Source organism: Streptomyces sp. NPDC052101, from assembly GCF_040680235.1.
In the GTDB taxonomy this organism is placed as follows: domain Bacteria; phylum Actinomycetota; class Actinomycetes; order Streptomycetales; family Streptomycetaceae; genus Streptomyces.
Genome location: NZ_JBFAWH010000016.1, coordinates 164749 through 183566, shown reverse-complemented (window position 1 = coordinate 183566; position 18818 = coordinate 164749). Strand labels below are relative to the sequence as shown.

22 protein-coding genes, 1 tRNA gene, 2 pseudogenes and 1 riboswitch are annotated in these 18818 nt (G+C 66.5%); of the genes and pseudogenes, 19 read left to right on the top strand and 6 right to left on the bottom strand.

The genetic code is table 11. The annotated features are described in order from the left end of the window. Window positions 1–34 precede the first annotated feature (34 nt). The gene (locus AB0L75_RS27450; RefSeq protein WP_365185761.1) at window positions 35–1129 is read right to left on the bottom strand and encodes a YDG/SRA domain-containing protein; all 1095 of its coding nucleotides are present in this window, start codon (window positions 1127–1129) and stop codon (window positions 35–37) included. A 218-nt stretch (window positions 1130–1347) separates the two neighbouring features. Between AB0L75_RS27450 and AB0L75_RS27445 the strand changes: the two genes are divergently transcribed. Next, a complete protein-coding gene (locus tag AB0L75_RS27445; RefSeq protein WP_365185902.1) occupies window positions 1348–4419 on the top strand; it encodes a DUF3427 domain-containing protein in 3072 nt (1023 codons plus the stop codon). On the opposite strand, the gene AB0L75_RS27440 is transcribed toward AB0L75_RS27445, so the two are convergent. Next, window positions 4406–5071: an ATP-binding protein gene (locus AB0L75_RS27440; RefSeq protein WP_365185759.1), complete on the bottom strand. Its 666-nt coding sequence runs from the start codon at window positions 5069–5071 to the stop codon at window positions 4406–4408. The genes AB0L75_RS27445 and AB0L75_RS27440 overlap by 14 nt on opposite strands. A 202-nt stretch (window positions 5072–5273) precedes the next feature. Here AB0L75_RS27440 and AB0L75_RS27435 point away from each other — a divergent pair, with 202 nt between their 5' ends. The 12 genes and pseudogenes from AB0L75_RS27435 (at window position 5274) to AB0L75_RS27380 (ending at window position 11573) form a co-directional block, all read left to right on the top strand. Continuing rightward, window positions 5274–6119 (top strand): helix-turn-helix transcriptional regulator, encoded by an 846-nt coding sequence (locus tag AB0L75_RS27435; protein WP_365185757.1) that lies wholly within the window; start codon window positions 5274–5276, stop codon window positions 6117–6119. Further along, the gene (locus AB0L75_RS27430; RefSeq protein ID WP_365185755.1) at window positions 6119–6322 is read left to right on the top strand and encodes a DUF397 domain-containing protein; all 204 of its coding nucleotides are present in this window, start codon (window positions 6119–6121) and stop codon (window positions 6320–6322) included. The genes AB0L75_RS27435 and AB0L75_RS27430 overlap by 1 nt, the downstream gene beginning before the upstream one ends. A 208-nt stretch (window positions 6323–6530) precedes the next feature. Beyond that, window positions 6531–6743 carry a hypothetical protein gene (locus AB0L75_RS27425; protein WP_365185752.1) on the top strand — a complete coding sequence of 71 codons (213 nt, stop codon included), beginning with the start codon at window positions 6531–6533 and terminating at the stop codon, window positions 6741–6743. Then, window positions 6727–7245: a DUF6879 family protein gene (locus tag AB0L75_RS27420; protein ID WP_365185749.1), complete on the top strand. Its 519-nt coding sequence runs from the start codon at window positions 6727–6729 to the stop codon at window positions 7243–7245. The genes AB0L75_RS27425 and AB0L75_RS27420 overlap by 17 nt, the downstream gene beginning before the upstream one ends. Then, entirely contained in the window at window positions 7235–8065 is an 831-nt protein-coding gene (locus AB0L75_RS27415; protein WP_365185747.1) for a helix-turn-helix transcriptional regulator, read from the top strand. The genes AB0L75_RS27420 and AB0L75_RS27415 overlap by 11 nt, the downstream gene beginning before the upstream one ends. A 141-nt stretch (window positions 8066–8206) precedes the next feature. Then, window positions 8207–8359 carry a hypothetical protein gene (locus tag AB0L75_RS27410; RefSeq protein ID WP_365185744.1) on the top strand — a complete coding sequence of 51 codons (153 nt, stop codon included), beginning with the start codon at window positions 8207–8209 and terminating at the stop codon, window positions 8357–8359. 102 nt (window positions 8360–8461) lie between these two features. Continuing rightward, window positions 8462–8686 (top strand): DUF397 domain-containing protein, encoded by a 225-nt coding sequence (locus AB0L75_RS27405; protein ID WP_365185743.1) that lies wholly within the window; start codon window positions 8462–8464, stop codon window positions 8684–8686. An 81-nt stretch (window positions 8687–8767) separates the two neighbouring features. After that, window positions 8768–9229, top strand: a pseudogene (locus tag AB0L75_RS27400) (hypothetical protein); the annotation flags it as partial. A 13-nt stretch (window positions 9230–9242) separates the two neighbouring features. After that, window positions 9243–9362, top strand: a pseudogene (locus AB0L75_RS27395) (transcriptional regulator); the annotation flags it as partial. 460 nt (window positions 9363–9822) lie between these two features. Continuing rightward, entirely contained in the window at window positions 9823–10098 is a 276-nt protein-coding gene (locus AB0L75_RS27390) for a hypothetical protein (protein WP_365185740.1), read from the top strand. Between the two features lie 624 nt (window positions 10099–10722). Continuing rightward, window positions 10723–11001, top strand: coding sequence for a hypothetical protein (locus AB0L75_RS27385; protein WP_365185738.1), 279 nt, complete (start codon window positions 10723–10725; stop codon window positions 10999–11001). Window positions 11002–11270: 269 nt separating this feature from the next. Beyond that, a complete protein-coding gene (locus AB0L75_RS27380) occupies window positions 11271–11573 on the top strand; it encodes a hypothetical protein (RefSeq protein ID WP_365185735.1) in 303 nt (100 codons plus the stop codon). A gap of 105 nt (window positions 11574–11678) precedes the next feature. Here the strand turns inward: AB0L75_RS27380 and AB0L75_RS27375 are convergent, their stop codons facing one another. Beyond that, on the bottom strand, window positions 11679–12629 hold the full coding sequence (locus tag AB0L75_RS27375; protein WP_365185732.1) for a helix-turn-helix domain-containing protein: 951 nt from the start codon (window positions 12627–12629) through the stop codon (window positions 11679–11681). Window positions 12630–12882: 253 nt separating this feature from the next. Between AB0L75_RS27375 and AB0L75_RS27370 the strand changes: the two genes are divergently transcribed. Beyond that, window positions 12883–13326 (top strand): hypothetical protein, encoded by a 444-nt coding sequence (locus AB0L75_RS27370; protein ID WP_365185730.1) that lies wholly within the window; start codon window positions 12883–12885, stop codon window positions 13324–13326. A gap of 28 nt (window positions 13327–13354) precedes the next feature. On the opposite strand, the gene AB0L75_RS27365 is transcribed toward AB0L75_RS27370, so the two are convergent. Beyond that, a complete protein-coding gene (locus AB0L75_RS27365; protein WP_365185900.1) occupies window positions 13355–14617 on the bottom strand; it encodes a DUF445 domain-containing protein in 1263 nt (420 codons plus the stop codon). Window positions 14618–14912: 295 nt separating this feature from the next. On the opposite strand from AB0L75_RS27365, the gene AB0L75_RS27360 reads away from it, so the two are divergent. Both AB0L75_RS27360 and rdgB read left to right on the top strand, forming a co-directional pair. Continuing rightward, complete coding sequence (locus AB0L75_RS27360) at window positions 14913–16247, top strand: SGNH/GDSL hydrolase family protein (RefSeq protein WP_365185728.1); 1335 nt, start codon at window positions 14913–14915, stop codon at window positions 16245–16247. Between the two features lie 26 nt (window positions 16248–16273). Further along, window positions 16274–16876 carry an RdgB/HAM1 family non-canonical purine NTP pyrophosphatase gene (gene rdgB, locus AB0L75_RS27355; RefSeq protein ID WP_365185726.1) on the top strand — a complete coding sequence of 201 codons (603 nt, stop codon included), beginning with the start codon at window positions 16274–16276 and terminating at the stop codon, window positions 16874–16876. A 4-nt stretch (window positions 16877–16880) separates the two neighbouring features. Here rdgB and AB0L75_RS27350 read toward each other — a convergent pair. Together AB0L75_RS27350 and bcp are read right to left on the bottom strand one after the other, a co-directional pair. Continuing rightward, a tRNA-Leu gene (locus AB0L75_RS27350) sits at window positions 16881–16967 on the bottom strand. Window positions 16968–17014: 47 nt separating this feature from the next. Then, window positions 17015–17482 (bottom strand): thioredoxin-dependent thiol peroxidase, encoded by a 468-nt coding sequence (gene bcp, locus AB0L75_RS27345; RefSeq protein ID WP_365185723.1) that lies wholly within the window; start codon window positions 17480–17482, stop codon window positions 17015–17017. Window positions 17483–17574: 92 nt separating this feature from the next. On the opposite strand from bcp, the gene AB0L75_RS27340 reads away from it, so the two are divergent. The 3 genes from AB0L75_RS27340 to AB0L75_RS27330 all read left to right on the top strand — a co-directional run bounded on the left by AB0L75_RS27340 (window position 17575) and on the right by AB0L75_RS27330 (window position 18794). Next, window positions 17575–17904 carry a DUF3618 domain-containing protein gene (locus AB0L75_RS27340; RefSeq protein WP_365185720.1) on the top strand — a complete coding sequence of 110 codons (330 nt, stop codon included), beginning with the start codon at window positions 17575–17577 and terminating at the stop codon, window positions 17902–17904. 43 nt (window positions 17905–17947) lie between these two features. Beyond that, on the top strand, window positions 17948–18307 hold the full coding sequence (locus AB0L75_RS27335; RefSeq protein ID WP_365185718.1) for a co-chaperone GroES: 360 nt from the start codon (window positions 17948–17950) through the stop codon (window positions 18305–18307). 58 nt (window positions 18308–18365) lie between these two features. Then, a riboswitch (guanidine-III (ykkC-III) riboswitch) is annotated at window positions 18366–18441 on the top strand. Window positions 18442–18473: 32 nt separating this feature from the next. Beyond that, window positions 18474–18794 carry a multidrug efflux SMR transporter gene (locus AB0L75_RS27330; protein ID WP_365185715.1) on the top strand — a complete coding sequence of 107 codons (321 nt, stop codon included), beginning with the start codon at window positions 18474–18476 and terminating at the stop codon, window positions 18792–18794. The last annotated feature ends 24 nt before the right edge of the window (window positions 18795–18818 follow it).

The window sequence follows — 18818 nt, the reverse complement described above, 5'->3', positions numbered from 1 at the left end:
CGCTCCACACCCACACGACGCAAGGACCCCGGCTCTACTCCTCGCCGGGGTCCAATCGGCTCAGCCACCACTCACGGTGGTAGCGAATGTAGTCCAAGTGAATCTTGTGCTTCCGGTGCCTCTTGAGCTTCAGCCGAAGGTTCCCACCCATGGCTCCAGCCCGCACGATGATCGACCAATCGTCGTCAATAACGATGGCACCGATATCAAGTCGCACATGACAGTTGGGGCATAGGCACAGGACGTTCGGCTCCACGTCCGGGCCCTTGTGCGGCTTCCCCAGAGGACGGATGTGGGCACCTTCGCTATACGACTTCCCGCCTGGCCCTACCAGTCGGAGGCCGCACGCCTGGCACTCCCCACCGTGGAGCCTCTTGACGTTCCTTATCACCGCGTCGTCGCGCACCAGGCGCTGGACCTCAGCACTACGCGTCTCAGGGAATTTTTCCCCCTCCGGTGCTTCCTCATCCAAGTCCTCCTCAGCCTCATCCCCCGCTGACTCTGACTCTTCTTCCGGCAGCTCTTCCTGTGGGCGCTCTTGCCGTTGCTCCAGCAAGTCGGATATCTGACGCTCCACCGAGGTTGGATCTTGGAGCTCATCGGGCAAACGTTTCAGGTCAAACTGGCAGATCTCAATCGGCGTGCCGTCCGGTGCCGGAGACTTTGAGATGGCTGTGCGGATATCCGTGATCTCGTACAGCCCGTCGTACCTGTAGCAGTTGATCGGGGAGTACCTCGAATCACCCTTCCACCCGCGTATGACCCGTATGTAATGCCTCCGGCCATAACTCCTCTTCAGCGCAGCATTGTCCTGATACTCCCAGGATTGACTGCACAGGAGCCTCGGAACCCCATTGACCTTGACCTTCTCCTTGTCAGGCGAGGCTCCCGTGTACCGGATCGTCGTCCAGTCATCGTGATCGTCCTCATATCCCCCGTGCAGCACGATAGCGTCAGCGACTTCACTACCATCCCCATCTTCGAGCCATGAGATGCCCCGCATCGTGTCCCGGTGGAGGTTGTTGCGCTTCACCTGCAGCCGTCGATGGAACTCCGCGCCCGGGGCGATGCCATCGATGTGACCGATCTTTCGTTCTCCCATCCCGCCATACTGAAGCACCTCGATCACTCATGTCACTTTTAATTCCCTATCTGACCGATTCACTGCCGATATGCGATCGCGTTGGGCAGCACTGACAAGCCGCCACGGCTGTCAGTGATCCCTGTTACAACTAGTCATGCGGTCTGAGGGATCAGGGGGGAACACGCGTGACTCAACCAAGGGATCTGTCACAGCCGGTCTCGGGTGTGTACGAGCAGCTCGTTACCCGCCGCTTGCAAGCGCAGATGAGGCAGTTGAACGCAAGGGGCTGGAAGGCCATCGATGCGGAGGTCAGTGAGGAGTCCACCCCACACGTGTTGGCCCGCCACATCGGCGAGGCTGTGAGGCTCAGACTGAGCCAGCTACCCCACGACAAGCAGGTTGCCGTCGCCAACCAGATCATGTGCTCGCTGGCCGCCAGCGCTCCCGACCCAGATATGGACGAGATGGGCGACGGCATCGCTGACGGTCCTCGGCAACTGCTCACACTTGCCGAGCGGGAAGCGCCAGGCGTCTACGCCATTCGCCCGCTCACACCTCTGTCTGAGGCGGCGTTGATCACGAACGCACCAGACGACCCCAGCCTGGGCGCAGAATTGAGGGCCGAGCTGGCGACTGCAGACCGTATTGATCTGCTCTGCGCGTTCGTGAAGTGGTACGGCATACGAGTCCTCGAAGACTCACTGCGCGCGGCGAGGGAACGCGGAGTCCCGATCCGGGTCATCACGACTACCTACATCGGCGCCACCGATCGTTACGCCCTGGACCGCCTAGTCCGTGAGTTCGGTGCCGAGGTGAAGGTCAACTACGAAGTCCGGTCCACGCGTCTGCATGCCAAAGCGTGGCTGTTCCGGCGCAACACCGGCTTCGACACGGCCTACGTGGGCAGTTCCAACCTGTCGAAGGCGGCACTGCTCGACGGCCTGGAGTGGAACGTACGGCTGTCCTCGATCGCCACGCCTCGGGTGCTCGACAAGTTCGAGGCGACCTTCGATGCCTACTGGGACGATCCCGCCTTCGAGGCGTACGACCCCGATGAGGACGGGAAACGCCTCGACGAAGCGCTGCTCCAGGCGGGAGGAAATGGGGCAGGCGACGAGCTCAAGATCAACCTCTCCGGACTCGAGGTGCAGCCCTTCCCGCACCAGCGGGACATGCTGGAACGCCTCCGCGTAGAGCGCGAGATCCGCGACCACCACGAGAATCTCCTGGTCGCAGCCACCGGCACCGGCAAGACAGTCATGGCCGCCCTGGACTACCGCACCATGCGTGATCAGTGCGGCGGAGAGCTCCCTCGGCTGCTCTTCGTGGCGCACCGCAAGGAGATCCTGAAGCAGTCTCTGCGCATGTACCAAGAGGTAGTCGCTGATGCGTCCTTCGGCGAGCTGCTCTACAACGGCCGGGAACCTCGCGACTGGAACCATGTCTTCGCGAGTGTCCAGTCCCTCAACCTCCAGCGGTTGGAACAGCTCGATCCCGGCCATTTCGACGCCATCGTCATCGATGAGTTCCACCACGCCACCGCGACCACGTACCGCCGTGTCCTCGACCACTTCGAACCCACCGAACTACTCGGCCTCACCGCGACGCCAGAGCGGATGGACGGGTTCAATGTTCAAGACGAGTTCTTCGGCGGACGGATCGCGGCCGAAATGCGGCTGTGGGAAGCTCTTGAGGCCGATCTACTGTGCCCCTTCCACTACTTCGGGATCCCGGACGGCACGGATCTGACCCAGCTGAACTGGCGGGCAGGCAACTACGACAGGGACGAACTCGGCAACCTCCTCACGGGAAGCCATGCACGAGCTCTCATCGTCCTCAAGCAGGTCAAGGACAAGATCTCGAACCCTTCCGCCATGCGTGCCTTGGGCTTCTGTGTGACCAAGGCGCACGCGCACTTCATGGCCGAGGAATTCCACAAGGCGGGACTTCGGGCTGCGGCCCTCGACAGCGACTCCTCCCCCACAGAACGTGAGCAGACGCTCAGCGACCTCAAGGCCGGCCGAATCCAAGTGATCTTCTCTGTCGACCTGTTCAACGAGGGCCTCGACATCCCAGAGGTCGACACACTGCTGCTCCTGCGCCCCACGAACAGCGCGACCGTCTTCCTCCAGCAACTGGGGCGCGGCTTGCGCCGTACTCCGAACAAACCCGTGCTGACCGTGCTCGACTTCATCGGCCAGCATCGGGCCGAGTTCCGCTTCGAGGAGCAGTTCCGCATGCTGACGAACCTGTCCCGCAACCGCCTTATCGACAGCATCGAACGTGGCTTCCCTCAGCTGCCCTCCGGCTGCCAGATCATTCTGGAGGGCAAGTCCAAGGACCTCGTTCTCGACAACATCAGCACCCAGCTGAACGCCACGATCACCACGCTGGCGAAGGAGGTCCGGGACTACAGCACGCCCAGACTCGACGCCTACCTCCGCGAAAGCAGGCGGGACATCAAGGAGCTCTACAAGAACAAAAACTCGTGGACCACGGTCCTACGTAAGGCGGGGATCATCAAGGCAACCCCCCTGCCGGGCGAGGAGGAGGTCCTCAAGCGCGTCCACGCTTTCCTTCACGTGGACGAACCCAAGCGGACCCAGGCGTACCTGCGCCTCCTTGCAGACGACGCCCCCGACTACGACTCCCTCTCCCAGTCCGAGCGGGCATACGCCCGCATGCTCTTCTTCAACCTTTGGGACAAGGGGGGCGGTTTCTCCAGCTATCGGGAGGGGCTGGAATCCCTACGCGTCCAGGAACGGGTCCGCGACGAACTGCGCCAGGTCCTGACGTACGTCCTCGACCGAACTGATCACTTCCCCATCTCCCTAAGCGGCCCACTCAGTCACCTCCCGCTGAAGATCCACAGCTCCTATAACCGCTCCGAGATCCTCGCGGCGCTCGGAGTGGCGCGGCTGGGAGGTCAGATGCCAGGTGTCTTCAGTCAGGGAGTGAGCTGGGTCGAGGACATCAAGACCGACGTCCTCTTCATCACCTCGGAGAAGAACGAACGAGACTTCTCACCCAACGTTCGCTACAAGGACTACGCGATCACTCCCACTCGTTATCACTGGGAGTCCCAGAACAGCACATCCGAGAGCTCCCGGACGGGCTTGCGCTACCAACACCACGCCGAGCAGGGCAGCCGCGTCGTGCTGTTCCTGCGCCGTTACAAAGAGAACAGCATCGGCAAGCCCGAGCCCTGGATGCTCCTAGGCCCGGCCACCTACGTGAAGCACAGTGGGAGTAAGCCCATGGCGATCACTTGGGACCTACAGCATGAGCTCCCCGCCGATGTGTGGTCGTATTCGGCCGCGATCACCAGCGGGTGAACTTCTCGGCTTCCGCCTCGAAGTGCGTCTGGGCTCGGTCGAGTACGTCGTCCGCGTCGCGGCCATGCGCCTGCATCCAGCGGAGGAGGTCGGCGATGATGTCGATCGCCGCTTCCTCCGCCGCGGTCAGGGCCAGAGGTTCAGATTCCGCGCCGGTCACATTCGGCGCCTTCTTCGCTCTGTAGTTGTTGAGCAGCTCGTCCACTCCGGTGGTCATGGGGCGCACCGTGTGGACGCAAGTCGAAGGCAGGCTCGTGTCCAACTCGCACCACGTCACCTTGCGGTCGGCGCGAAGTTCGACACCCCAGCGGTCGGCCACGGCATCGACGAGGGCCACCCCACGGCCGGCTTCGCTGCCCAGCCCCGCCTGGACCAACGTCGGTAGGGCACGGGTGTCGGGGTCGTGAACCTCGATACGCAGGTAGCTGCCGTTCATCGAGACAGCAAGGGTGGTTGGGGTTTCAAGGCCAACGTGATTGATCACGTTGGAAACAAGCTCGCTTACGCAGAGCTGGGCCGCCTCGGTTACTTCAGGCAAGCCCCACACTTCCAGGTGGAGCCGCAGGACACGCCGCAGAGCCGCCACCTCCTGGGGTTCCGCCAGGAACGGAAGATCCCACAGTTTCCTCGGCATGCAGATGGTGCAGTCCATCGCTCGACTCCCTCTGCGAGACGGTAGGTTGCGATACGCAATGAAGCACACACTCAGAGTTGCATTGGAACTCTCAAAATGGAACTCCCATATCGCGAGGATCGGAGCGCGACCATGACTGTGCGCCCCCAGCGCACGCCGTCTTGCCGTCGCGACGGACACGCCAGGACCACCTGATGGATCAACAGGAAGGGCTCACCACATGCCAGTCGGACCCACGACTCGTCGTCGCCAACTGGGCGCTGACCTGCGCCGACTTCGTGAACTCAAGGGCCTGACCCTCGAGGAGGCAGGGGCGCGTGTAGGCATTTCCAAGGCAACTCTCAGTCGCTACGAGACGAAGGAGGGTACGGTCAAGTGGCCTGCGGTTGACGCACTTTGCCGCGAGTATGGCGCGCCAGACGAGGAGCGCTTGGCCCTTGTTGAGCTCGCAAAGGGTGCCAAGATCCAGGGCTGGTGGAGGTCGCTCGCAGATCCGATTCCTGAGTCCATGAACCTCATGCTCACGCTTGAGGACGAGGTCGTACGCGAAGACCACTTCGCGTGCATGTACATCCCCGGACTCCTCCAGACACGCGCCTACGCCGAAGCTGTACACCGGGCCTCAGAGGTGCAGTGCCTCGAGCGGGAAGTCCAGCATATGGTCGACATCCGCATGAAACGCCAAGAGCTGCTCGAGCGAGCTGATCCACCCCATCTCTGGTGCGTCATCGATGAGGCAGCGCTACGACGCCAGGTGGGCGGCCGCGATGTCATGCGCGAGCAGCTTCAGCATCTACTCACGATGTCGCAACGCCCTCTCGTGACCGTCCAAGTGCTGCCGTTCTCATCAGGGGCGCACGCAGCGGCAGTTGGCAGCTTCGCTGTCCTGCGTGGCCCCAGGCGGGACTTGGACGTCGTGTACGTGGATCTGATCGGGGGTGGGCTCTTCATGGAGAAGCAACCAGAGCTGGAGCGCTATAGGTTGGCGTTCGAGTACCTCAGCGCCCAGGCACTCGATCTCGAGTCCTCAGCCGAGACGGTCGACCGCATAAGCAAGGAGCCCTGATGACAGCATCCTCGACGTACCAGTGGTTCACGTCGTCCTACAGCGGCGGCAGTGGGACTGAGTGCGTGGAGTGCGCGCGTGTCGGGGATCGCACGCTCGTGTGTGATTCGAAGCGTGACCGCGAGCCCGTGATATCCGTCCAGGCTCAGGCCTGGCTGGCCTTCACGGACGCTCTGAAGCGAGGCGATTTGGAAGTGCGCTGACGTCCGGACACCCCCTCGGGGTCTGCGTACCGGTGGGACTATGTACCTCGATAGTCAGCTGCTCACGAGACGAACAGTCACACCCCACCGCTAGATCAACTACCCCACTACAAGAATATTCCCGTGGCGTCATGGACGCCCTCCGCCCAGCAGCCCTAGCGTCGTCCTGGAGACAGGGAGCGACCCTGCCCGACGCACAGGGGGAACAATGACGCGTGGAGATCTGACTCGGCTGACCGGCAACGGGAACGGGAACGGCCAGTGCGGGGGCGACGACTGCCCCAACGTGTACCGGACCGGCTCGGGGTCAATCGTGGTCCAAGGGAACTTGTCGCGTGCCTTCGACCCGCCGGAGGGCGAAGCGCTCGTGGAGATCCCGGAGGCGGTCCTGAGGGAGGCTGTCCATGCTCTTGGCTGGTGAGGAATGGCGGAGGGCGTTCGACGCCATGCAAAGAGAGGCGTGGCGTCTGGAAACTCTGCCCGTCTACCGAGTGCCGCAGGAGGAAGAGGCCGTGCGCCGATTCCTGGCCGGTGAGCCGGTGACGCGTGAAGCGACACAGCCTTGGTTTGATCGGGTCAAGGCATACGTGGCGAACGGCCGCAGCGTTGGGCGAGTGCACGTCGTCGCGCAGCCCCTCTCGGACTACCTGCGCTTCGAGTTCGAGCACTACCGCCACAACGTCGAAGCCGGTGAGGCGATCCGCATCCTCGACGTGTCCGACCGTCCCAACCCCCTCGACGGCGTTCAGGACTTCTGGATGTTCGACCGCTCTCGAGTCGTGCTCATGAACTACGAGCCGGACGGGACTCAGATCAACCGGGAAGTGTACGAAGGCGACCCGGTGCCGTACCAGGAGTACCAGCGCATCGCCCTCACGGAATCGGTGCCCTTTGAGGAGTACGTGAAGGGCCTTGGCGCTTGATCCTGAGCAGCTGGGGCAGTCGAAGGCCGACCTAGCTGAGACACTGCGAACAATGCGCAAGCGAGCCGGACTGTCCCAAGTCCGGCTCGCCTTGCGTTGCAATATGTCGCAGTCCAAGATCAGCAAGATCGAGACTGCCGAGATTACGCCGAACCTTGTCGATGTCGAGCTCATCCTGCGGGCGGTCGAAGCCCCCAAGCAACTGGTTGCCGAAATAACGTCGCTGGCTCGGCTGGCGAACACCGCGTGGGAACCGATCCGATCGTCATTTCGACGTGGCCTGGAGAAGCGCCAGGCGGAGTTGGCCGGCCTGGAGACTGAAGCCAAGGAACTTCGTTATTTCCTGCCTGCAATGATCACTGGGCTGTTGGCCACACCCGAATACATCCGCGCCAGTCTCGAGTACTCGCCAGGAGACACCTCGAAGACGGTGGCACGGAAGTTGGAACGGCAGGCCGTGCTCTACGACACCACCAAGTGCTTCACCTTCCTGATCACCGAGCAGGCTGTGCGCTGGGCCGTCGTCCCTCCGCCCGCCATGGCCGTACAAATCGATCGCCTGACTTCGCTGTCACATCTCCCCAACATACGGATGGGGCTCATACCCCTTGGGACGATCATAAGCCGTGGCCCCATGAACACTTTCACGGTCTATGAAGACAGGCTTGCCACGGTCGAGACCTTCACTGGACGGACCGTCTTCCGCGACTCTCGTGACATTGCCGAACATCTTGAACTTTTCAAGCAGTACGAGCAGAAGGCCCAGTTCGGAGGCGCGGCCCGAACCCTTCTTCAAGAATGGGCGAGCCTTTATCGTTGATCTTTAGTAGACAACGAGAATATTCCTCGGCATCGCGCACTCTTCGGTGAACTATGTGAGCGTCACGAAAACCGGGGAGGATCGATGGCGGATGCTCGCAAGCATGAGAGGGAATTCGGGCTCTTTTCAGGTAGCCCGCTCATGACCATTCGCGTCTCGCAGGACTCCGGGAAGACCTGGGGGCCCGAGCACGCGGTGTTCGCCGCCGATGACCTTCCGCCCCTGATCACCGCCGAGTGGCCGCCGTGTGAGTGTCAGCGCTGCGACGGGCGCGGCAAGGGCTCCAGACGCTGAGGCACCCGCTTCGATCCCCCCTTGAACCCCCTATGAACTCCCGCCCGTCAGGGCGGCGGCGGTCGGTCATGGCCGCGATCAGTTGAGCAGGAAGGTGCAGTGATGCAGGACGGAACCAAGCTGTACGGGCTCGACATCAGCGGGGCCTCCTTCGCGAAGGCGTGTGGAGGGCCCTGCACCGAAGGGTGCGTGACCCTTGCACGGATCGGCGACGACGCCTGGGCGCTGGGTGACAGCAAGCGGCCGGACATGAAGCCGCTGCGGTTCACGACGGAGGAGCTGGCCGTGGCCGGCATCGAGCCGACGAGGTTCGGACTGTCCGTCTGATCCTCCCCTGGCCGGTCCCGGGCTCCGGCAGGAAGCCCGGGACCGGTCCCCCTTGATCTTCGACGCGGGACGGAACGACTGGTGCATCACCACGGCTATCTATGGGTGGGGGCGAAACAGCGGTTCGACCAGGAAGCCCTACGGCGGCCCCCGCATCCCGAGCCGCCACCGGCCGGATGTAAGCCGGAGCTGATCCAACGCTATCGGGAAGTCGCAGCGGAGTTCCCGATCGTGGACCTTCCTCCCCTGGAGACGGCGTATTGGCTCGTCAAACAGCGGTCCTTGGTTCGTGGCACTTGGGACGAGGCCAAGGACGCGGCTGCCTGGCTCGGGGCGCGCGTGGCCGAGTACGCGCCCCGGCTCGCCTCTGAATGGGAGCGCAAATTCTTCGATCCTGCGGTACAGGTCAACTCCGCTGCTACAAAACTGAGTTCAGGTGAGGATGTAGCGCTCGGGTTCTACCTCGAACGCCCCTCATACCTGTCGCTCGCGGTGGTGACGTGTTCTCCGAACCGTGCGAGGCCCGAGCTTACGTGTCCCGTCGAACAAGGAGAGAGACGAAGTCGGCTCCGTACGGACTGTGAACCGCTTGAAGGAGTTCTCCGCACGGCTCGAACCGCACAAGTCCGTCCCATCAGTTCGTGAGTTCCGTGAACGTCTCCAGGCACTGACCGTCGTGGCCTGGCAGATGCCGCCCCAGCGCACGCAGTGCGGCCGACCTCTCGAAGCGAGCCGTCACAGTGCCGAGTGGACCTTTCATTCGAGGCAGTGGTCGTCCGGGAGGAAGAAGCCCGCGCGATGGTCGCGAATTTCTCGTACTGGATGATAATTCTGCGGGAATTACCCCAGGCGAGTGGTGCGCCCCTTAACGGTGGCGTGCTGCTTGTGCGCGCGGTGATGGGGCGTCGAGCCCCTGAGCGCGGCGCAGTTGATGGCTCGACCGATTCGCCATGGCGGGAATTCGCGGGCGGATCCCGCGCCCGCTTCGACTTGCGGTGATATCAAATTACTTGCCGCTATGCGATCACAATACCGGCGTGCCGCTGTTAGTCAGGCGGTATTTTCCCACTAATCTCCACAACCGCAAGCGGTCAATCCGTCACGGACCGTGTCCACACGCACATCTTGGAGATGACATGCACAAGCTTCACAAGACCGCCGTTCTGGTCGCCGCCCTCGGCAGCGTAGGGTTCCTGGCTTCCGGCACTGCCTACGCCGGCGGTGGGGGCGGCGGGGGCAACAGCGTCCTGCAGAGCGCGAATTGCCGGTCGCACGACCTCAACGTCGACGTCCTCGGCGAGGTCGGGATCCTCAACGGCGTTCTGGGCAACGCGCTCAACGGCGAAGGCGACCCGGGCGCGCAGTCCAGCCACCTCGGCTCGACCATGGGCTGCAACAGCAGCGCCTGGTAAGAGGTTCGTCCGTATTTCTTTACGGCGGACAGCGGCGGACAGCGGCGGCCGGCCAGGCGTCCGGTGGGCCGGTCGGCTCGCCCACCGCCGACACGGGGGATGCAGGCCTTGCCCTCCTGTGGCCCGCATCCCCCCGGTGAACGAAAGCGCAGCCGACGAAGCCCTCCAGCAACGGGGGGCTTCTCGGCTTGGTCGGGGCCGGCCCTCGGTGCGGATCGCCGCCGGGTCGGGTTCCGCGGAAATCGGACCGGGAATCAGGTGGTTTCGCTCCGGTCAGTGGGCGTGCGAGAGGAAGAACGCCGGCATTAGCGCGGCATCGCTCCCGGCGAGTGAGTGACGCAGCGCTCTGCCGCGTCGCACTTCTTGCAGGGGGGCGATCGAAGGGCGGTGGGCCGACGGTCCGGTGGCCGCGCCGCGGGCGATGGCTCGGCGATCCGCCTGGACGGGAATTAGTGGGCGGAAATCATGTCCGCGTCGACTCGTAGTGATGTCACATTACTGCCGCTATGTGATCACATTACCGGCGTGCCGCTGTTAGCTATGCGGTATTTTCCCACTAATCTCCATGACCGCAAGCGGTCGATCCGTCACCGACCGTATCCGCACCCACATCTTGGAGATGACATGCACAAGCTTCGGAATACCGCAGTTCTGGTCGCGGCCCTCGGCAGCGTCGGACTGCTGGCCTCGGGTACCGCCTACGCCGGCGGCGAGGGGGGCGGGGGCGGCACCAGCGCCATGCAGAGCTCCAACTGCCGGTCGCACGACCTCAACGTCGACGTCATCGGTGAACTCGGGATCCTCAACGGCGCACTGGGCAACGCGCTCAACGGCGAAGGCGACCCGGGCGCACAGAGCACCCACATCGGCTCGACCATGGGCTGCAGCAACGGCGTCGGATAAGAGGCCGGCCCGCACCCCTTCACGGCGGACAGCGGCGGCCGGCCAGGCATCCGGTGGGCCGGCCGGCTCGCCCGCCGCCGATCCGAAGCCCCCCAGCAACGGGGGGCTTCTCGGCTTTCCCGGGCAGGCTTTCCCGGGCAGGTGGCAGGCCCCATGGAAACTTGACACACCTCGACTCAGGTTTGAATCGCCTACCGACCTGCCCGTTAGCCTCAACCCAGTCATAAGACATTGAGATATAGAGATATAAGGGACACTAGGAGGCGCTCATGGCCAGGGTTCCCAGCGCGGTTGTTGCCGCTACCGGGCTCGTCGGCGGGTATGGCGTTGCCCGTTGGACCAAGAAGCGGCAGCTGGGTGGGGCCGTGCTGGCCGTCGCCGGGGCCGCTGCCGCGCAGCAGTGGCGCAAGCAGGCCGGCGGGAAGGCCGCGGGTGCGCTCACGGCCACATACGTCGCCGCGTTCGCCGGGTCCCACCCGCTGGCGAAGAAGATCGGCGCCTGGCCGTCCGTCCTCGGTGTCGCCGGCGCCGTCGCTCTCGCCTCCTGGGCCGTCGCCGACCGAAAGGCCTGAGCGGACCCCGGCTGCAGCCACCCCGGCTGCAGCACCCCCGCTGCAGCACCCCGGTCACAACTCCCCGGTCACCTCGGTCACGACACCTCGGTCACCGCGACCCTGTCACAGTGCCCCCGCCCTGAACGCCCTCCGGTACGCCTGCGGGCTCGTCCCCACCACCCTGCGGAAGCGTTCGCGGAAGGCCGTGGGTGAGCCGAAGCCCGCCTGGGTCGCGATACGTTCCACGGGGTACGGCGTCGTCTCCAGCAGATGCTGGGCCCGCCGTACCCGGGCGCGGTGCAGCCACCGCAGGGGAGTCGTGCCGGTCTGTTCGCGGAAGCGGCGGTTGAGGGTGCGGGTGCTCATGCCCGCCCGGGCCGCGATCTGGTCCACCGTCAGATCGCGGCCGCAGTGGTCTTCCAGCCAGTGCAGCAAGGGCTCCAGGGTGGCGCCCGAAGGCGCCGGGGGCAGGTCGTGGACGATGAACTGGGCCTGCCCGCCCTCCCGTTCCAGCGGCATCACGGACATCCGGGCCGCGTGCGCGGCGACCGCCGAGCCGAAGTCCTTGCGGATCATGTGCAGGCACATGTCCAGCGCCGCCGCCGCGCCCGCCGAGGTCAGGAACTGGCCGTTGTCGACGTAGAGGACGTTCGGGTCGACCGTCACCCTCGGGTACAGCTCCGCCAGCCGGCCCGCCGCGTACCAGTGCGTCGTCGCACGCAGGCCGTCCAGCAGGCCCGTCGCCGCGAAGAGGAACGCGCCCACGCAGATCGACGCGATCCGGGTGCCCTGCGCCGCCGCCGAGCGCAGCGCCTCACCGACCCCCGGTGGCAGTTCCTCCGGCGGTTCCGCCACGCCCGGCAGGATGATCGTGTCCGCCTCCGCGAGCGCGTCCAGGCCGTACGGCGCCCGCACCGTGAAGGCGCCCGCGCCCACCTCCTCGCGCACCGAGCACACCCGCACCCGGTACTGCTCCCGGCCGTCCGGCAGGCGTGCCCAGCCGAAGGTGTCGATGGGCGCGGACAGGTCGAACGGGACGACGCCGTCCAGCGCCAGTACGGCCACGGTGTGCATGGCGGGATTTTAGGTCTACGACGGGTCCGGGACTTCAGGGCTACGACGGTCTACGACGGGTCCGGGACGTCACGCCTACGACGATCTACGACGTGTCTGCGACGGGATGCCGCCGACACCACTCACCACGCTTGCCAAGTGGCACCCGTCCACTGCATCACCCCTCGCCCCTCCCCCTCCGCTGGCGGGAATCCGTCGAACCCTGGCATTCCCGCCGCTGTCGCAAGATCACGTCGCCGTCTACCGTCGCCGCGTGACCAAGTTCCTCCTCGCCGTGCACGTCCTCGCCGCCATCGTCGCCGTAGGTCCTGTGACCGTCGCCGCCAGCATGTTCCCGCCCGTCGCGCGCCGGCTTCTCGCCGCGCCGGAGGACTTGAGCGCCGCCGGGACCCTGCGTCTGCTGCACCGGATCTGCCAGGTGTACGCCGCTGTCGGTGTCGTCGTCCCGGTCTTCGGGTTCGCCACCGCGAGCGAGATGGGCGTGCTCGGCAGTGCCTGGCTGATCGCGTCGATCGTGCTCACCGCCCTCGCCGCCGTCGTGCTCGGCGCGCTGGTGCTGCCCTTCCAGAGCGCGCTGGTGGAGGGCCGGGGCGCGGACCCCGCGCGGCTCGCCATGGTCACCGGGGTGTTCAACCTGTTGTGGGCCGCCGTGACCGTTCTGATGATCGTGCGGCCCGGATCCACCACAGGGGCATGAGAGGCACGCCCCCGCACCGCGGAGTCACTCAGGCGCCCAGCGTCCGCGTCACCACATAGATCAGCAGTCCCGCCAGTGATCCGACCACCGTGCCATTGATCCGGATGAACTGGAGGTCGCGGCCGATGTGGGCCTCGATCTTCCGGGTGGTGTGCTCGGCGTCCCAGCTCGCCACGGTGTCGGTGATCAGCGAGGTGATCTCCTTGCGGTACGTCGTCACGACGTGCACCGCCGCGCCCTCGACCCAGCTGTCGACCTTCTCCTGCATCTTCGGCTCGGTCGCCATCCGCGCCCCGAGGGACAGCAGCGCGGCCCGCACCCGCAGCCGCAGCTCGCTGCGCTCGTCCTCGGCCGCCGCCACGATCATGGACCGTACGGCCGTCCAGGCGGACGCGATCAGGTCCTGCACCTCGCCGCGGCCCAGCACCTCGCCCTTGAGCCGCTCAACCCGCGCCCTGGTGTCGGTGTCGGACTGCAGGTCGGAGGCGAAGTCGGTGAGGAAGCGGTCCAGCGCGCCGCGTGCCGGATGGGTGGGCATGTCCCGCATCTCGGCGCAGAAGCGCAGCAGCTCCTTGTAGACGCGCTCGCCGACCCTCCGGTCCACGAACCGCGGGGTCCAGCCGGGCGCGCCGCCCTCCACGGCGACCATCACGTCGTCCCGGTGCAGCACCAGCCAGTCGTGCGCACGGGTCACCACCAGGTCCACCACCCGCCGGTGCCCGCCGTCGGCGACGATGCCCTCCAGCATCTTGCCGATGCCCGGGGCGATCTCCTGGATGTTCGCCCGCCGGGTGACGGCCTCGGTCACGACCGCCTGCACGTCCGAGTCCCTGAGCACCGTCAGCGCGCCGCGCAGCGCGGTGGCCAGTTCCGCCGTCACCCGGTCCGCGTGCTCCGGCTCGGCCAGCCAGGCCCCGAGCCTGCTGCCGATGCCGACCGCGCGCAGCCGTTGCCGTACGACGTCCCGGGAGAGGAAGTTCTCGCCGACGAACTCGCCGAGCGAGACGCCCAGTTGGTCCTTCTTGGTGGGGATGATCGCGGTGTGCGGGATGGGCAGGCCGAGGGGGTGCCGGAAGAGCGCGGTGACCGCGAACCAGTCCGCCAGCGCGCCGACCATGCCCGCCTCCGCCGCCGCGGCCACATAGCCCGCCCACGGCCCGGCGCCCTCGTGCGCGGCGAGCCTGGCCAGGACGTAGACCAGCGCCACGAACAGCAGCAGGCCCGTCGCCGTCAGCTTCATACGGCGCACCCCGCGCCGGCGCTCCTCGTCGGCCGGGGTGAAGGCCGTCATGGTCTTGTACGACACGCCCCGCGCCCGTGCCGGCGCCGGCACCGCCTCGGTCTCGGTCTCGGTCGGTTCCATCAGCTCCACCCGTTCGATGATCCCTCGGTGATCCCGCACACAATTGTCCCTTCCTGACCGACTCCCGGAACGGAACAAGAGTTCCCGGCGTCGGTCCGAGCGGAGGATCGGGCAGGGCCCTGCCAGGTCTCCCCGACCCATGACGCATCATGGGCTCATCAAGATCGGAGCCTCGGGCTCCCATCCCCGAGGAGCTCCCATCCCCGAGGAGAACAACAACAGCGTGACCAAGCGACAGGGCCATGCGGTACTGAGTGCGCTCGTCGCACTGGTCGTCGCCGTGTCCGCCGCCATCTACCTCGCCGTCGCGGCCGACCACGGCGCCTCGCGCGGCGCGCTCACCGACGACCGCCCCCACCACGGTTCCTCCGCCGCCCCCGCCTCGACCGGCACCTGGGTCGGCGCCTGGTCCACCTCCCCGGTCGGCGGCGAGCCCGGCACCGAGCAGCAGGGCCTCGCGGGCCACTCGGTGCGCAATGTCGTCCACGCGGGCACCGGCGGCACGAGCGCACGGATCACGCTGTCCAATCTCTACGGCCAGACTCCGCTGACCCTCACCCACGCCTCCATCGCGCTGTCCGCGGGCGACGGCACCGCCGCGGCCGACCCGGAGTCGATGCGCCGCCTCACCTTCAACGGCGCCACCAGCGTGGTCGTCCCGGCCGGCGAACAGGTCGTCAGCGACGCCGTGCGCCTCGCCGTCCCGCACGACAGCGACGTGCTGGTCACCACCTACTCCCCCGCCCCGTCCGGCCCGGTCACCTACCATCCGCACGCCCGGCAGATCTCCTACGTCGCCGCCGGCGACCGCACCGAGGACGCGACGGGCACGCCGTACACCGAACAGACGCCGTACTGGCGCTACTTGACGAGCCTGGACGTGCTCAGCAACGAGGCCGCCGGCACCGTCGTCGCCTTCGGCGACTCCATCACCGACGGGATAACGTCCACCACCGGCACCAACCACCGCTGGCCGGACCTCCTCGCGGGCCGGCTGCGCACCGCGGTCGAGGGCGGGCGGCGGGTGCCGCGCTACAGCGTCGTGAACGAGGGCATCAGCGGCAACCAGGTCCTCGCCGACGGGCTCGGCCGGCCCGCCGAGAACCAGAGCGGCCTCGGCCGCTTCGACCGCGACGCGCTCTCCCACCCGAACGTCAAGGTCGTCGTCATCGACCTCGGCGTCAACGACATCCTGCGCAACCCCGGGCTCGCCGACCCGAACCAGATCATCGCCGGCCTGCGCACCCTGGTCCGCGAGGCGCACGCCCGCGGGCTGAAGGTCGTCGGCGCCACGCTGATGCCCTTCCGGGGCCACCGCGGCTGGACGGCGGCCCGGGAGACCGTACGCCAGGAGGTCGACGCGCGGATCCGGGCGGGCGGGGTGTACGACGCGGTGGTCGACTTCGACAAGGCACTCCGCGACCCCTACGACCCACGCCGTCTCCGCCCCGACTACGACTCGGGCGACCATCTGCACCCCAGCGACCCGGGCTTCGCCAGGATGGCCGCGGTGTTCGACCTGAGCACGCTGGGCGGCGCGGGCCGGGCGGAACTCTAGAGACGGGGCGAGGAATACTGGCGGGCATGACCCGCTTGATCCTCGCCACCCGCAACGCCGGAAAGATCACCGAGCTGAGGGCCATCCTGGCCGACGCCGGACTCCCCCATGAACTCGTCGGCGCGGACGCCTACCCGGACGTCCCCGACGTCAAGGAGACCGGCGTCACCTTCGCCGAGAACGCCCTGCTGAAGGCGCACGCGCTCGCGCAGGCCACCGGCCTTCCGGCCGTCGCCGACGACTCGGGCCTGTGTGTCGACGTCCTGGGCGGCGCCCCGGGCATCTTCTCGGCCCGCTGGTCCGGCCGGCACGGTGACGACCGGGCCAACCTGGACCTCCTCCTCGCCCAGCTCTGCGACGTCCCCGACGAACACCGAGGGGCGCACTTCGCGTGCGCGGCGGTCCTGGCGCTGCCGGACGGCACGGAACGGGTGGTCGAGGGCCGGCTGCGGGGTGTGCTCCGACACGCGCCGACCGGCACGAACGGCTTCGGCTACGACCCGATCCTCCAGCCGGAGGGCGAGACGCGGACGTGCGCCGAGCTGAGCCCCGGGGAGAAGAACGCGATCAGCCATCGAGGCAAGGCGTTCCGGGCGTTGGTGCCGGTGGTGCGGGAACTGCTCGGCTGAACTCTGGTGCGGCCGGAGGGACTCGAACCCTCACGGGAGTTACCCCACTGGGACCTAAACCCAGCGTGACTGCCAATTCCACCACGGCCGCGTGGTACTGCCCGGCCATGCTAGCGGCCGGGCAGGGGGCCTTGCCGGTCAGATACCCAGATCCTTGATGATCTTGGCCACGTGGCCGGTGGCGCGGACGTTGTAGAGGGCCCGTTCGACCTTGCCCTCCTCGTCGACGACGATCGTGGAGCGGATGACGCCCAGATAGGTCTTGCCGTAGTTCTTCTTCTCGCCGTAGGCGCCGTAGGCCTCGGTGACCTGCTTCTCCGGGTCGGCGAGGAGGGTGATCCCCAGGGATTCCTTCTCGCGGAACTTCGCCAGCTTCTCGGGGCTGTCCGGGGAGATGCCGATGACGTCGTAGCCGGCGCCGGCCAGCAGCTCCAGGTTGTCCGTGAAGTCGCAGGCCTGCTTGGTGCAGCCGGGAGTCAGGGCGGCCGGGTAGAAGTAGACGATGACCTTGCGGCCCTTGTGGGCGGACAGGGACACCTCGTTGCCGTCGGCGTCGGGGAGGGTGAAGGCGGGGGCCACGTCCCCCGGCTGGAGTCGCTCGCTCATCGGGCCAGCGTAACCGGGGGGCCTTGCGGTGCGGTGCGGGCCGGAGCTGACAGACTGTCCGGGACAGCATCACAGACTTCGGAGGCCGTACGGTGGCGGACACGTCGGACACCAGAACCCCGGCGCAGATCGAGGCGGACATCAAGCGCCGCCGTGAAGTGCTGGCCGAGACGCTCGACGAGATCGGGGTGCGGGTGCATCCGAAGACGATCGTCGGGGACGCCAAGGCGCAGGTCGTCGCCAAGGTCGACCACACCGTCGGCCGGGCGTATGTGCAGGTCAACCGGGTGGTGAGTGAGGTCAGGGCACAGTTCGTCGACGACGAGGGCGCCCTGCGGCTGGAGCGGGTCGTGCCGGTCGCGCTGCTCGCCGTCGGTGTCGTCGGGCTGTTCGCCGTGGGCTCCCGGCGGCGCAAGGGCTGACCCGGACGCGTACGGGCCGGGCGAAGACAGGTAGGTTCGAGGCGTGAGCCCCAACAGAGACGAGCACAGCACCCCCCATCACGACAAGCTCCCCATCCGGATGCTGCATGACCGGGTTCTGGTCAAGCAGGACACCGGCGAGGGCGAGCGGCGGTCGGGGGGCGGCATCCTGATTCCCGCCACCGCGGCGGTCGGACGGCGGCTGGCCTGGGCCGCGGTCGTCGCGGTCGGCCAGAACGTACGGACCGTGGAGCCCGGCGACCGTGTCCTGTACGACCCGGAGGACCGGGCCGAGGTCGAGGTGCGGGGCGTGGCGTACGTGCTCATGCGTGAGCGGGATCTGCACGCCGTGGCCGCGGACCGCTTCGAGGGCTCGGAGGACTCCACGGGGCTGTATCTCTGAGTCCGTCTCGCAAAAGGGGCCGGTGACGATCGTCACCGGCCCCTTTTGCGTTTCCTTTGCTATGTTCGAAAGCGGTCAGCCCGACGAGACGCGCCGTACCGGGATCCCCGACCCCCAGGAAAAGACGACGCACCCCCGTTCAGAGATGTCTTCCGGAGGTGCTGTCATGGCCTGGGTTCTGCTGATCGTCGCCGGTCTGCTGGAGGTCGGCTGGTCGATCGGGATGAAGTACACGGACGGCTTCACCCGGCTGGTGCCCAGTGTGTTCACCGGCGCCGGGATCGTGGCCAGCATGGTCCTGCTGTCGTATGCCGCGAAGTCCCTGCCCATCGGTACCGCCTACGGCGTGTGGGTCGGTATCGGGGCGGCCGGTGCGGCGGTGCTCGGCATGGTGGTGCTGGGTGAGCCGGTCACCGCCGCCCGGATCTTCTTCGTCTGTCTGCTGCTGGTCGCCGTGGTGGGGCTGAAGGCGACCAGCAGTCACTGAGCAGTCGGCAGTGGGCAGCAGGCG